This is a genomic window from Acidiphilium sp. 34-64-41 (assembly GCF_002282635.1).
In the GTDB taxonomy this organism is placed as follows: domain Bacteria; phylum Pseudomonadota; class Alphaproteobacteria; order Acetobacterales; family Acetobacteraceae; genus Acidiphilium; species Acidiphilium rubrum.
The window spans coordinates 22,705-35,716 of the sequence record NZ_NCJX01000060.1; the positions used below are offsets into that span (position 1 = coordinate 22,705).

9 protein-coding genes and 2 pseudogenes are annotated in these 13,012 nt (G+C 60.8%); 7 read left to right on the plus strand and 4 right to left on the minus strand.

All coding sequences use genetic code 11. The features are described 5' to 3' along the window. The first annotated feature begins 497 nt into the window (after positions 1 to 497). Positions 498 to 884: a hypothetical protein gene (locus tag B7X49_RS12495; RefSeq protein ID WP_286839611.1), complete on the plus strand. Its 387-nt coding sequence runs from the start codon at positions 498 to 500 to the stop codon at positions 882 to 884. Positions 885 to 911: 27 nt separating this feature from the next. After that, positions 912 to 2,468, plus strand: a complete 1,557-nt coding sequence (locus tag B7X49_RS12500; RefSeq protein WP_286839614.1) for a GMC family oxidoreductase — start codon at positions 912 to 914, stop codon at positions 2,466 to 2,468. Between the two features lie 309 nt (positions 2,469 to 2,777). Here the strand turns inward: B7X49_RS12500 and B7X49_RS12505 are convergent, their stop codons facing one another. Both B7X49_RS12505 and B7X49_RS12510 read right to left on the minus strand, forming a co-directional pair. Continuing rightward, positions 2,778 to 4,937, minus strand: a complete 2,160-nt coding sequence (locus B7X49_RS12505; RefSeq protein WP_286839616.1) for a hypothetical protein — start codon at positions 4,935 to 4,937, stop codon at positions 2,778 to 2,780. Between the two features lie 245 nt (positions 4,938 to 5,182). Beyond that, a complete protein-coding gene (locus B7X49_RS12510) occupies positions 5,183 to 5,635 on the minus strand; it encodes an SEC-C metal-binding domain-containing protein (RefSeq protein ID WP_286839618.1) in 453 nt (150 codons plus the stop codon). A gap of 44 nt (positions 5,636 to 5,679) precedes the next feature. Between B7X49_RS12510 and B7X49_RS12515 the strand changes: the two genes are divergently transcribed. The 4 genes and pseudogenes from B7X49_RS12515 to B7X49_RS12530 all read left to right on the plus strand — a co-directional run bounded on the left by B7X49_RS12515 (position 5,680) and on the right by B7X49_RS12530 (position 9,435). After that, positions 5,680 to 6,249 (plus strand): hypothetical protein, encoded by a 570-nt coding sequence (locus B7X49_RS12515; RefSeq protein ID WP_286839621.1) that lies wholly within the window; start codon positions 5,680 to 5,682, stop codon positions 6,247 to 6,249. An 88-nt stretch (positions 6,250 to 6,337) separates the two neighbouring features. Then, a pseudogene (locus B7X49_RS12520) lies at positions 6,338 to 7,783 on the plus strand (hypothetical protein); the annotation flags it as partial. A gap of 3 nt (positions 7,784 to 7,786) precedes the next feature. Beyond that, the gene (locus tag B7X49_RS12525; protein ID WP_408735598.1) at positions 7,787 to 8,485 is read left to right on the plus strand and encodes an ExeA family protein; all 699 of its coding nucleotides are present in this window, start codon (positions 7,787 to 7,789) and stop codon (positions 8,483 to 8,485) included. Further along, positions 8,482 to 9,435: an AAA family ATPase gene (locus B7X49_RS12530; protein WP_286839623.1), complete on the plus strand. Its 954-nt coding sequence runs from the start codon at positions 8,482 to 8,484 to the stop codon at positions 9,433 to 9,435. The genes B7X49_RS12525 and B7X49_RS12530 overlap by 4 nt, the downstream gene beginning before the upstream one ends. Before the next feature lie 190 nt (positions 9,436 to 9,625). Here B7X49_RS12530 and B7X49_RS12535 read toward each other — a convergent pair whose 3' ends face one another. Both B7X49_RS12535 and B7X49_RS12540 read right to left on the minus strand, forming a co-directional pair. Further along, a complete protein-coding gene (locus tag B7X49_RS12535; protein ID WP_286839624.1) occupies positions 9,626 to 11,788 on the minus strand; it encodes an NACHT domain-containing NTPase in 2,163 nt (720 codons plus the stop codon). Between the two features lie 368 nt (positions 11,789 to 12,156). Further along, positions 12,157 to 12,342, minus strand: a pseudogene (locus B7X49_RS12540) (HU family DNA-binding protein); the annotation flags it as partial. Between the two features lie 214 nt (positions 12,343 to 12,556). Between B7X49_RS12540 and B7X49_RS12545 the strand changes: the two are divergent. Further along, a complete protein-coding gene (locus B7X49_RS12545; RefSeq protein ID WP_286839626.1) occupies positions 12,557 to 12,940 on the plus strand; it encodes a LexA family transcriptional regulator in 384 nt (127 codons plus the stop codon). Positions 12,941 to 13,012: the final 72 nt, after the last annotated feature.

The window sequence follows — 13,012 nt, forward strand, 5'->3', positions numbered from 1 at the left end:
ATAGGGTGGTTTTTGGTATTGTGATACGATAACGGGAAGACGTCTAGAATTGTATGAGACACATTGTGGCCATACGTGACTATGCCGGCGTCAGGACGATCGACCATGGCCTTGCGACTCAGCAGCGGGCCTTGGATACGGCAGGCTGCCATAACGGGCCAACCAATTGAACGGCAGCTTTGCGCTTCTTTGTGGCTGTTCGCGGGCCGAAATACCGTTCTCGGTAGCTGACGTTCGCGGCGCGAATAGTACGGCATGGTTTCCGCCTTTTCCGACTACGAGCGGACTGATGGCTTCGCGCGTCATCGAATCACGCGCGGTGCTGCGGATCGTTGATTTCCCAGCTTGACGAAATCCAGAAACACCCGGAGCGGCGGTGGTACAAGCCGGCGGTCGGAGTAATAGAGGAACGGGCGTGAAAATGGCTGCCACCAGTCTTCGAGCACAGGCTCGAGAGTGCCGCTGTCCAGATGATGGCGCAACTAATCCTCGAATAAATGGATGATACCGCTGCCCGCGACCGCCGCATCAACCGCAAGATCGGTGACTGCACCTGTGGTTCGATGCGATCGACCTCGCCAGCCCGCTCGAACTCCCATGGACTCGTCGAAGCGCCGCTCGAAAAACGCCCCCGCATACAGGCATGGACTAGCTGGATCGTTGACGAGGAAGAATCGAGCCTGTTTGCAAGCTTTGAGCATGGCGTCGTAGGGATCCCAAAAGAGGCTGCGCAATTTGTTGTCCTTGAGGTCGTCCTAGGTGTTTACCATTGGGTTCAGACCGGACGCACAGGGCGGCGATTGTCGGGAGTCCTGATGCTCTTGTCAGTTCTGCCCCTTAGGCTAATTTCTGTGCATCCGGCCGGCATTAACCGGGAAAAATAACCGGATTAGAGGAGAAGGTTCGGGAAAATGACAAATTACGTCATCGTTGGCGCTGGTTCGGCCGGGTGCGTGCTCGCCGCTCGTTTGAGCGAAAATCCTAGCGTAAACGTTGTGTTGATCGAAGCTGGCGGCCCTGACACGGCACAGGAAATCCATATTCCGGCGGCGTTTCCGCAACTCTTCAAGTCAGAGTTTGACTGGGATTTGACGAGCGAGCCTGAGCCCGGCCTGGCGGGCAAACGGGTCTATTTGCCGCGGGGCAAGATGCTGGGTGGCTCCAGTTCGATGAATGCGATGGTCTATATTCGCGGCAACCGGCTGGATTACGATGGCTGGGCCGAGGACGGTGCCGAAGGCTGGAGCTTCAATGATGTGCTCCCCTATTTTCGCCGCTCCGAATGCAATGAACGCGGTGAGGATCAATATCACGGCAAATTTGGTCCTTTATCAGTCTGCGAGGGCCGCTCACGCAATCCGTTGATGGATGCATTTGTGCAGGCAGGGGTTGAAGCCGGGTATCGCGCGAATCCCGATTTCAATGGCGAGGCGCAGGACGGTGTCGGGCTGTTCCAGAACACCCAACGCAACGGTATGCGCTGTAGCGCCGCGGTTGCGTATCTGCATCCGGCAATGAGCCGACCTAACCTGCGCGTCATTACAGGCGCCCTTGCGACCCGGATTCTTTTCGAAGGCGGCCGCGCCAGCGGCGTTGAAATTGCCGTGCATGGCGAGCTGCAGCAAATCCATGCCGAGACAGAGGTGATTTTAGCATCCGGTGCCTATAACTCGCCGCAACTTCTTATGCTCTCCGGTATAGGCCCGGCGGCAGACCTTGCTGCTTTGCAGATTCCGGTCCGGTTGGATCTTCCGGTGGGCATTGGTCTGCAGGACCATCCCATGACGTTGATGTCCTGGTACACCGATACTGAAACCCTGATGACGGCCGCAACCGCAGAGAACGTTGCCAAACTGACCACGGAGGGACGAGGGCCGCTGACGTCGAACATCGGTGAGGCGGGCGGATTTTTCCGGACCCGGGATGGGTTGCCTGCGCCGGATGTACAGTTCCATGCTGCGCCCGTGATGTTTTATGAAGAAGGTATGGGCATCCCGACCGCACATGCATTTGGCTTTGGCCCATGTGTGCTGAAGCCGACCAGCCGTGGTAAACTCTCGCTTCGCTCCGCGAAACCAAGCTCAAAGCCGCGGATCACGCATAATTATTTTGCGACCGAAGAGGATCGTAACAGCATCATCGAGGGCATCCTCATCGCCCTGAATATCGCTAAACAGCCGGCTCTGCGGTCACATATCAAGGGTGAGCACCAGGTACCCAAGTCGGACAGCAAGGCGGATATCTGGAATTACGTGCAGCAATACACGCACACCGTGTACCATCCGACCAGCACCTGCGCGATCGGCACCGTGGTTGATTCGGAGTTGCGGGTGAAGGGTGTCGACGGCCTGCGTGTGGTTGATGCATCCGTGATGCCAAGCGTTGTGCGTGGCAACACAAATGCGCCGACCATCATGATTGCCGAACGCGCTTCCGACCTGATTCGCGGAGTCGCTTGCTACGCTTGAGGCAACTTTCGGACTGGGCAAGGCCAGGGACGTTTGGTCCCTGGCCCATTACAAAGCTACCGTTCTTGTTTCGGTCAGATGCCGCCCGCAAACCGACCGGCAGTATTGCGCTCATTGCGGTCACTCGGGGTGTCGGAAGCCACTTCAGTGAGCAGCCGTTCAATCCATCTGGAGCCGAGGGGGCAACTCGGTGGGATTGCGCCCCTTATACGAGGCCCTGGGCCGCTAATTTACCTTTACGGGAGTAAGCACGCCGAGTTACCCGTTCCCCGCGGCGATCCACCACAATGCGCTGGTGCGGCTTAAGCTTCATGCTCCGGGCGCCTTGATGTCCAACATCATTACCCGCACGTGAAATCCCTCCGGGACCGCCGCAGCTTGCTGATCAAGCTGATCCTGAACTTCCGAAATAGGCCTATGCGGTGTCCGTGCGCGTCGAGGATCGGTCCGATGCCAGTCAGTCTTATCGAACCATCCGACAAGAAAAATTCCGACCGGCGCACTCAGATTGACCATGTATTTTTGAACAAGCTGGGCCTGGAGGCCGGTAAACACCTCTGGATTCCAGCACCCCTTTACCTCGATAACGGCCGCGATCGGATCAAGGGCCTGACCATCTGGTCCTCGCCGCATCGTATTCACCAGAATGTCCGTTCGTTGGCCAACTGAGTTGCCTGGCCTTTTCTTCACTTCGACTTCACGGTTGACGAAAACACCTTCGACCTGCAACTGCTGTTGCAAGAAGCGAGCGACGAAATCCGAGACGCCATCTTCTTCGAGTGGGCGATACGAAACAGGTCTACCGGGCATTTTGTCCCAGAGAGCGCGGACTGGGGTTTGCGCGCCATGTAATTCTGCAGCGAGCCGCCCCAATGTCTCCAGAAGCGTCTCCAGGAGATCGGTGGCCGAGGTTATCAGCTGCGCGCTTGGGCGATCGGCGATCGCGAGGACTTCCGCTACGCTGAGAGGAGACCACGACTTGAGGCGCATCTCGGCCTCGCCGCGGCTCAGTTCGAAAGGAAGCAGCGGAATATTAGGCCGTTCCAAAGCAAGTCGCCTCAATGCCTGCACTGATTCCGGGGTCCCCATTGCAGCCAAATAGCGCACGGTCCCGTCGCGCAGGTCTGGAATTAGATCAAGGGGACCAACAAATCCGGATGGCGCTTTGGGGTCGGCTTCAGGAGGAAATAGACGTAACATCAGCAGATACAGATCAGCGACCGCCCTTGCGCCGATTGCTGTGTAGAACGGGGCGGGATGATAGGCGCGGTTTGCCGTGTGCGTCAGAAGGGCACGTGCCAACTCGTCGTTTGCGACCAGTGCGGGCCAAAGGACCGGCCAAGCGTTAGCGGGCACGCGGCGAAGGAGAACGTCGGCGATCGCCAAGGTGTTCTCATCCAATTCGGTGATGTGGGCAACGGCGTGGTCGATCGCGTGTTCGAACCCGGCCTTCAGTAAAGCATCCAGTAACACCGCGTACTCTTGTGGGCTCAAGTCCGGCGCCTGCATTTCCTCGAAGAGCGCCTCCTTGAGGCCTTGGTGTGCCCAGCAGCCCTCAAGATCCCGCAGGATCAAGAACGGCGGTGGGCTGTTAGGTGCCGGTGATTGAGTCAAAGCTCGGCTCCGGTCCTTCTCGGTCGAGATCATCTTCTTGACAGTCGCAATGAACCAAGCGGGGGCCTTCGTGAGGGCATCGCGCAAGATCGTGGATATCTCTGTCGACCCATCGGCCACGCCCATGCGCGGCAGTCCCACGATGACCGGCGTCCATTTTACCCAGGTTGCGGTGGGGATTTTCTCGTAGTCGTCCGGGGCCACCTGATGAAGAAGAATCAAGGCACGGATTGCCGCGAGATCGTTGCGCTGAAGGCGCATCGGCTGTTGCCCCAACCAGAGGTCTGCGGACGTATCGGCGTCATCCAAATAGCGGACGGCGGTCGCAACGATCCTGCTTCTAATCGACTCATTGGCGGCTACCCAGCCCGGCATGCTGGTAATGAAGTAGTGAAGCTCGTCGCCTATCCGTCGGCTGTCTGGGGTTAGCATCAGGCCAAGGTTGAGCTGCCACCACGCTTGCCATTCGCCCCGTTCAGCCCTCAGCAGAAGCACGTCAATCTCCGCAGGAAGGTCTTCCACGGCTGGCGGGGGGGACTGTTCCCGTAGCTCTTTCATTTGCTGTTGCATCGCACGGGCCTGATTTGCGTCGGCAGAGTCGATCGCAACGCCGTCGAGCAGAAATCCGAAATAGGACCGGAGTAATGGCCAGGTCGCGCACGCTGCGTAGATGAGCTCGAACTGTTCGTTATCCTCAGCGTTGAACAGGAAGTTGATGAAGCTGCAGAGCGATTGCTCACTCAGTCGTGCGTCTGGCGTGCCCCCTCCGGGAGAAATGGCAACCAGCCACTCGAGATCCTCGTTCCTGTGAGCCTGAGCATGCAAAGCGATGGGTTTTCGGCGATATTTGATCACGGTATTTGAGGTTTGGCCGAGAGGCGACCTCGCGGATCGTGGATAATCTGTGGGTAGGGTCTTCCTTCCTTCCTTCCTTCCTTCCATTCATTCCTTGGTGAGACTGAAAGACCATTCCTCGGCGCCGACCTGCATTTGCTACCGCCGGGAGCGGAGGCAGGGTCAAGGAGGCTCCGCGCCGCAGGCGTGGATGCCTTGACGCTGCCGAGCACCCGGCGATGCTGGGCAGGGGTGGGCCGGAAGGATCAGCCGCTGGATGCCTGAGTTTCGATGTGGGAGATCAGTGCCTGGAAGTGATCGACGAATTCCGGGTCGTAGTACTGCGGTTCCTCGACGGCGAACGCGATGACCTTGCGGTAACACTCGATCGCCTGGCGATGGTCCCCTTTGGCCTGATGCAGCCGGCCCAGGCACTCGTAGCCGTCGTGGACGTAGGGGAAGCGTGCCAGAACGTCGTGGGCGCCCCGTTCAGCCTCATCGAATTGCTTCGCCTCGATCAAAGCAAACACCGCATTGGCGGCATCATCCAGATCGTGGTTGCAATCCTCGCAGAGATGGGCCGAGAGGGGCGACACTGCGGCGCTTGCGGCGCTTGCGCGGGCCTCGCGGGCGGTTGCCTCATCTTGGGCCATGCAGCAGCGCTTGTATTTCTTGCCGCTGCCGCAGGGACAGAGATTATTGCGTCCGACTTTGGTCATCCCGCCAATTTCAATTCAAAGGATGGTGCCCCTTGTATCAAGCAGTGCTGGCAGATGCCAAGTTTCATGAACAGTTGCTCCTGTTTGATCGCGATATCGCCGCGACCGCCAGGGCGGCAGGATGCACGACATGCGGTGGCGTCCTTCATTCGGCGCAATTTCAGCGCAAACCGCGCGGTGGTCCCCCAGGTTTGAGTGAGGCGTTCGGCCAACGCTTCAGCTTCTGCTGCGCGATCGACGGTTGTCGCAAGCGAACCACCCCGGCATCGCTGCGCTTTCTGGGTCGTAAGGTCTATCTCGCCACAGTGGTGACGTTGATTTCGGCGATGTGCCATGGGCTCACCGCCACCCGCCTGCGGCAATTGTCAGCCACGCTCGGGATCGATCGGCGGACGGTCGCGCGCTGGCGCGTCTGGTGGCTCTCGACATTCACGTCCGAGGAGAGTGCGTTCCGCCCGATTGCCGCGGCAGCCTTCATGCCTCCGGTCGACACCGCGACCCTGCCAGCCTCGGTGCTCACTCGTTTTCGCGGCGGCATCGAACAACAGGTCGTCTCCCTGCTTCGGTTCCTGGGGCCGTTGACCGGCGGAGCCTCGGCGATGCGCGCTTTCTGACGGGCGCCGCCGACCCGCAGAAGATGCACGTCGCCGACGATCGGTGACGTGCTTACCGTAAGCCCGCTGATTGTTTTGGAGGGCAGACGTGACAGAACGAGGCAGATCGCGTGTTCAGGATCGCTGGGCGCAACTGCGGTTCTCGGTGATCGGTCACTTGTTGGCCGCACCGCCGGAGGCGGGCGCGCTGCGCGCGGCCCTGAAGCAACTGGCGGCCCGTGAATGGCGGCATCCGAGTACCGGTGAACCGGTTCGCTTTGGTGTCTCGACGATCGAGCGCTGGTTCTACATCGGCCGGAATGAGCGCCAAGACCCGGTGGGTGTGCTGCGGCGCAAACGCCGCGAGGACGCCGGCCAGCAGGCGTCGATGACTGATGAGCTCCGCCAAGCCTTGCGAGCTCAATATCAAGCCCACAAGAGTTGGAGTGTGCGGTTGCATCACGACAACCTCGTGGCCCTGGCCGAGACCCGGTCAGAACTGCGCCCGGTGCCCTCCTACGCCACGGTCCGGCGCTTCCTGACCACCCACGGCATGACCAAGCGGTCCCCGATGACGGCGCGCCAGACCGCCGGCGCCCTGGCTGCCGCCGCCAGGCTCGATGCCCGGGAGGTCCGCAGCTATGAGTGCGAGTATGTGAACGGAACCTGGCACTGGGATTGTCATTCCGGTTCGCGCAAGGTGCTGACACCGCGAGGGGAGTGGCGAACGCCGATCCTGTTCGGCGTGCTCGATGACCGCTCGCGGTTGGCCTGCCACCTGCAATGGTATCTGTCCGAGAGCGCGGAGGTCATTGCCCACGGTCTGTCGCAGGCCATGCAGAAGCGCGGCATGCCCCGCTCGGCCATGAGTGACAACGGTGCGGCGATGACGGCGACCGAGATCACCGAAGGTCTCGCCCGGCTCGGCGTCGTTCATCAGACCACGCTGCCCTACAGCCCCTACATGAACGGCAAGCAGGAGGTCCTCTGGGGATCGGTCGAGGGCCGGCTGATGGCCATGCTCGAAGGTGTCAATGACCTCACCCTGGCCCGGCTCAACGAGGCGACCCAGGCCTGGGTAGACTACGACTACAATCGCAAGCACCACAGCGAGATCGACGCCACCCCCCTGGCGCGCTTTCTCGCCGGCCCCACCGTGACACGACCATGCCCGGATGCCGCAACTCTGAGACTGGCGTTCACCCGCGGCGAGCAGCGGACCTTGCGAAGGAGCGATGGCACGATCGTCATCGAAGGCCGCCGGTTCGAAGTGCCGAACCAATATCGGCACCTCACCACATTGGAGGTCCGCTTCGCCGCCTAGGATCTTGCCCTGGTTCACCTCGTCGATCCGCAAACCGGCACCGTGCTCTGCAGGCTGTTCCCCCAGGACAAGGCCGCCAACGCCAACGGCCTGCGCCGCGGTTTGCAGCCTGTCAGCGCTGACCCGGTCGCGCCGCCGGCCCGCGGGATCGCGCCGTTGCTGGCCAACATGATCGAGCGGCAAGCGGCAACCGGATTGCCCCCAGCCTATCTCCACAAAGACGAAGGAGACCTGATCACCGGTGCGCCGGGTTCCGGCAAATCGGCCGCCTTGCGGATCCTGGCCGCGTCGCTGGCAACATTGCGCGACGTGACCGTCGGCGTGATCAGCCGGCCTCAGGCCAACATCGCCGATTTCTACCGCGAGATGGGCGAGTTGTTCGGCGTCGAGTTGCGCCCGCATAATCGCTGGGGTGGGGCTAAAATCCTGCGCCAACGCTGGCAGGCTCATATCCAGACGACCCTCTCCAGGCCGGTACTGCTGGTCGATGAAGCCCAGGAGATGCAGCCCGCCGTCCTCGCTGAACTCCGCCTGCTCGCCTCAGCTGACCTCGATTCCCACATCCTCCTGACCATCGTCCTGGCCGGCGACGGACGGCTCGCCGAACGCCTGCGCTCCGAGGAGTTCCTCCCTCTCGCCAGCCGCATGCGTGTCCGCCTGGCGATCGAACGCGCCACCCCGCAGGATCTGCAGGAGACCCTGCAGCTTGCCATCCGCCAGGCCGGCGCCCCCACCCTGATGACCCCGGAAGTGATCGCAACGATCTGCGATCACGCCCAAGGCAATCTGCGAACCCTGATGATCATGGCGGCCGAACTGCTGGATGCCGCCGCACACCGCGAGGCGCGTCAGATCGATGAGACGCTGTTCTTCGAGACCCTCGCCATACCCACGCCAAACACAGCCAAAGCAACCACCCGCCAACGGCGATGACCCCGCTCCCGGTCCAGCCAGCCTACCACCTCACCGACCGCCCCGAGCAGCACCGCTGGCTCGTCGAGGGACTGTGGGCCGAAGAAGCCGTCGGCATCATCGGCGGAGAACCCAAATGCTGCAAATCTTTCCTCGCCCTCGATCTGGCCGTCGCCGTCGCCGCGGGCGTCCCCTGTCTGCGCCGCTTCGCCGTGACACGCCCCGGCCGCGTCCTGCTCTATCCCGCCGAGGACGCGCTTCACATCGTCCGCCGGCGCCTCGAAAGCATCTGTGCAGCCGCCGGCACCAAACTCGCAGCCCTCGATGTTCAGGTGATCACCGCACCCAGCCTGCGCCTCGATCTCGAAGACGACCGCGCGCGTCTCGCCGACACCATCGCCAGGCTGAAACCGCGCCTCCTCGTGCTCGATCCGTTCGTGCGCCTGCACCGCATCGATGAGAATGTCAGCGGCGAAGTCGCACCCCTGCTCGCCTTCCTGCGCGACATGCAGCGGCACCATGCCGTCGCCGTCGCTGTCGTCCACCATGCAAAAAAAGGCGCCGGGACACTCCGCGCCGGTCAGGCCCTGCGCGGATCATCCGAGTTCCACGCCTGGGGCGATTCCAACCTCTATCTCCGCCGCAATGGCGACGATCGCATCATCCTCACCCCAGAGCATCGCGCCGCGCCCGCCATGCCCAGCATCACACTCGAACTGAACCAGCACGATAATGCCCTGGCACTCGAGCCCAGTCACGCCAGCGCGCCGTCACCCGACAATGCCACACCAAAATCCCTCGACGATCGCATCACCGCCGCCCTCGCCGAAACCGGCCAGCCACAGCCGTTCGCCGATCTCCGCGCCCGCTGCCGCATCCGCGCCGCCACCCTCTATCAGCGCCTCACCGCGATGATCGACAACGGCTGCGTCATCAAATCCCCCGACGGATACCGCCTCACCAAAAACTGACCCCAGTCCCGCCAGCGCAGCAACCGCGATTAAGGCACGGCAAACCTCAACCACCGCGCCAATCAGGCCCCGTATCACCAATGCATACTTCCGCTTCCCGCTTCCCGGACCCCCTACAGAACACGGGAAGTGGAACCCGGAAGTCCATCAAATTTCGCGACCGGACGACCATCAAACAACGTGATCCTGCTCACCTGACGAAGCCGTTACGAATGTAAGGCCACGCCGCAAGGCGGTCCATTTCGTGCTCGACCAAACGAAGGACGAATAGCCGACGGCGAGCTGTGTCCGTACGAAGGCTTGCGGCGAACGCTTCGTTCGCCTTAATGTCCGTGCCGCGACAAAGCTCGCCGTGTTGATGCAACCGAGCCGCAATGTGCTCCATGAACGGGCCAGTTAAGGACGGGTCATCAAACACCTTCCAGGCTTTGAACATGATGGCGTCTGCTAATGTTTTGTCGCGGAACTCTCCCATCGAATTGGATGTCGTGATATATGTCGTTGCCCAATCTAGCGCCGGACCTAGGTGTTCGCGTTTCAGCGTATCAGGGAGTTCAAATAGAAAATAGGCATAGGAACCGACATAGTGCTCGTCGGATGGGGCGAGGAATGCAAACAGCTGATCTGCCGTAATATGATTTGGCCACAGCAGGTCTAGGGCGTAGCCGCGGATTTCGGTACGAGGATTGGCGCCGAGGCCAGTTTGCAGCAGCGACAGGATCTGCCCGGGCACTGACGCATCGCCGCAGTGGCGGAGGGCAGCTACCGCAGCGGCCCTCACCACGTGGTCTTCGGTTGGGTCCTGGGCGACTTTGAGAAGCTCGGGCTGCAGAGCGTTCAGTTCACATCGCTCGGCGATCGAGAGCGCGATCCGTCGAGTGGTGAATCTTCGGGTCCGGTCCATTATCACCGAGCGGAGTTGCTGGTGGAGACCGGGATGTTTCAGGTTCTCGTAGGTTTCCGCGAGGCCGAAGAAGTACTCGAATTGGCGGCCCTGTTCGACCCACGCCAAGAGCGAGTCGATTAATGCGGCGAGGTCTGCCGCGGCCCATGTCGTGAGATCGCCGCGGAGGAGGGTCCAGGGATCCGTTGCAATGAGGGATGCTCGGACTTCTGGGCTAAGTGATGCCGCCCAAGCCCCGATGATTGCCAAGGGTGGGATCAGGCCACCGCTAGGATGGGTAAGCGCTTTCAAGATGGTTTTGGCCGGTACGCCCTTCTCGACGAGGTAATTCGCCGCGAGAAATTCATGGTAGCTCTGATGCGCCCAGCCCATCCGGCGCTCACCGCGCGCGGTGAACAGACCAGTATCAAGAACCTCGCGCACACCTTCTTCACTCGGCGTGAACGTGGGAAAATCTCCATCCTCCCGACTGCCGGCAAGTGTGCTGACGGCGACGTCTTCGCCCGGCGTGTCGGTTTCCGGGCCATTCCAGACCGCAAATCGATGACCAAGGGCCGTGGCGATGGCGATCCTGCCGGCGAGGCGCAAACGCTGGCGCCCGCCGAGCTGGCCCTGCCTACGGGTTTCGAGGCGGCTGCCATTCTGTTCCTCGCAAAGAGCGAGGCAGCCCCGGCGATAGAGATCACCGGTGCTCGTCGGGAGCCCCCCGTCGCGCTTGTAAAGGGCGATCAGCATTTTTAGCGTCAGCGGCTTGATGGCGAAGGCGACGGCCTGTGCGCCAAACAATTTAGGGATGAAGTCGTCCGGGTCGATGCTATTGGCCACGAGCGCGGCACTAACGTCCTGCCGGCGCAGCGGTGCCAATTCGACCATACCGACGCCAGACTCGCCCCAGATGCTGATCAGGGTGCGTCCAAGGGTGGCGTCTGGCCAGACGGCCGTGCGGCAGGCGATGCGCACGTTCAGACGATCGGCCGGTAGCCCCCGTATCCCCTCGGAAAGGAGATGGGGCACGGTCTCGATCCGCAGCATGGCCTCATCGAGACTGTCGAGGTGTAGGCAAAGCCGGGCGTCGCCGGCCTTCCAGGCACCCATCTCGACAGATTCGAAAATGTGCCGGTGGAGCCGGTCTTCGCTGGAAGTCGTATTCAGGTCCACATAGATCGAGTGAATCTTTTGTTCGGACGGTAGGGCGGAGACCCGATCATGTTCCCGCTTTAGGGTTGCGGATTTGCCGATGCCCGGTTCGCCGAGTAACGCCAACGCCGGAGACCCTGCGAGCTGGGTCAAGGTGCGAAGCGGGCCCGCTCCGTACAGGCTATCCACAGGATCGCGCAGAAATCCGGCATCTGAGAGGTCAAGGATGCCAGTTTGTGGAATCCAGAAGCGCGGCCAGTCGTACATGACGGTTGAGCTGGTCGATCGGGAAAGCGCCGCGGTTGCTGACATCAGGCAGTTCCTGGTGCGGGCTGAGTGGCCGATAGCATCATTGTGAATCCTCTATCGTATGCGTCGTGACTAAAGAGATTCTCCAAGCTCGTAGTGACTGCCCAATATAATAGCAGCTTTTCCGATAACGGATACGAGCTACGGCATACGCAACAAGCGTGAAGTGTCCGTTTTTATCAGGCAATGCGGCTTCCGGTAGGCAATGACTGCTTCTCTAATTTCTAGATCCAAAGCGGTCAGGCAGTTTACAGCCAGCTCCCGCCATTAGCGGAAGCTCAGTATTTCCCGGAATCGCCTCCTCGTTGACGATTACGCGGTCCTACGATCCTGCCAAAATGATCTGCCAGGCGCACAGTTTCTGACCCCGATCACATTTTTTTCTTCAACGTTGGTGACGCCTTGAACCTGACCGTTTTGCCGGCCTTGATCTTGATCGGGGTGCCGAGACGCGGATTGACGCCTTTCCGTGCCTTGGTCTTTCGCACCGTGAAGGTCCCGAAACCCGGCAGCGTGAATTTGCCGCTCTTTTTCATCTCCGCCACGATGGCATCGACATGGTTTCTGCGATAAATACCTTCGTCACCCTGTATCCCCTCGTTATCTTTGCCGCCGCCCAGCTGCGCGCATTCGCCTACCAGAAATCATCAATATGCCAATTCGACCGGGAGGATTACGGCTCATACGCCAGCCCGTTCGCCTTATGATCGGCCCCCTTGCCCCCCTTCGATGTTCCACATATGTTCGCATCCGCTGATCGAGGAGCTACGAATGAGTTTGGCAGGTAGTTATAACGGGGGGAACACAACCGGGTTCGCGTCGCCGGCCGCGGATAGCCTGGAAGGCCCGATCGATCTGGCTGAAATCCTGGATCTGCGTCGCGCCAACCGTTATCCGGTGCGGGTTTCCGGTGAGGCCCTGATTGAGCGGGGCATTCTGCCGGGTGACATCCTGATCGCGGACGCGGCTGCCCCGCCAGCGCACGGCAAAGTCGCGATCGTCATGGTTCATGGGGAGGTTTTGGTGGCACAATTGGCCTACCGCGGCGGTGAATGGTGGCTGCGGCCGGGGCGGTTGGGTGATGTTGGTCAGGTGGTCCCCGACGATGCCGAAATCTGGGCGATCGTAAGCGGCCTGGTGCGGACCAGCGTCTGATCATCGCAGAAATAGGGATCACGCCTGATGGCGCTGTATGGCCTGATCGATGGCAATTCGTTCTATTGCTCC

Coding starts and splice junctions, on each gene's coding strand:
- B7X49_RS12530 (WP_286839623.1), top strand. CDS start 8,482: ATGACCCCGCTCCCGGTCCAGCCAGCCTACCACCTCACCGACCGCCCC.
- B7X49_RS12500 (WP_286839614.1), top strand. CDS start 912: ATGACAAATTACGTCATCGTTGGCGCTGGTTCGGCCGGGTGCGTGCTC.
- B7X49_RS12535 (WP_286839624.1), bottom strand. CDS start 11,788: ATGTCAGCAACCGCGGCGCTTTCCCGATCGACCAGCTCAACCGTCATG.
- B7X49_RS12495 (WP_286839611.1), top strand. CDS start 498: ATGGATGATACCGCTGCCCGCGACCGCCGCATCAACCGCAAGATCGGT.
- B7X49_RS12545 (WP_286839626.1), top strand. CDS start 12,557: ATGAGTTTGGCAGGTAGTTATAACGGGGGGAACACAACCGGGTTCGCG.
- B7X49_RS12510 (WP_286839618.1), bottom strand. CDS start 5,635: ATGACCAAAGTCGGACGCAATAATCTCTGTCCCTGCGGCAGCGGCAAG.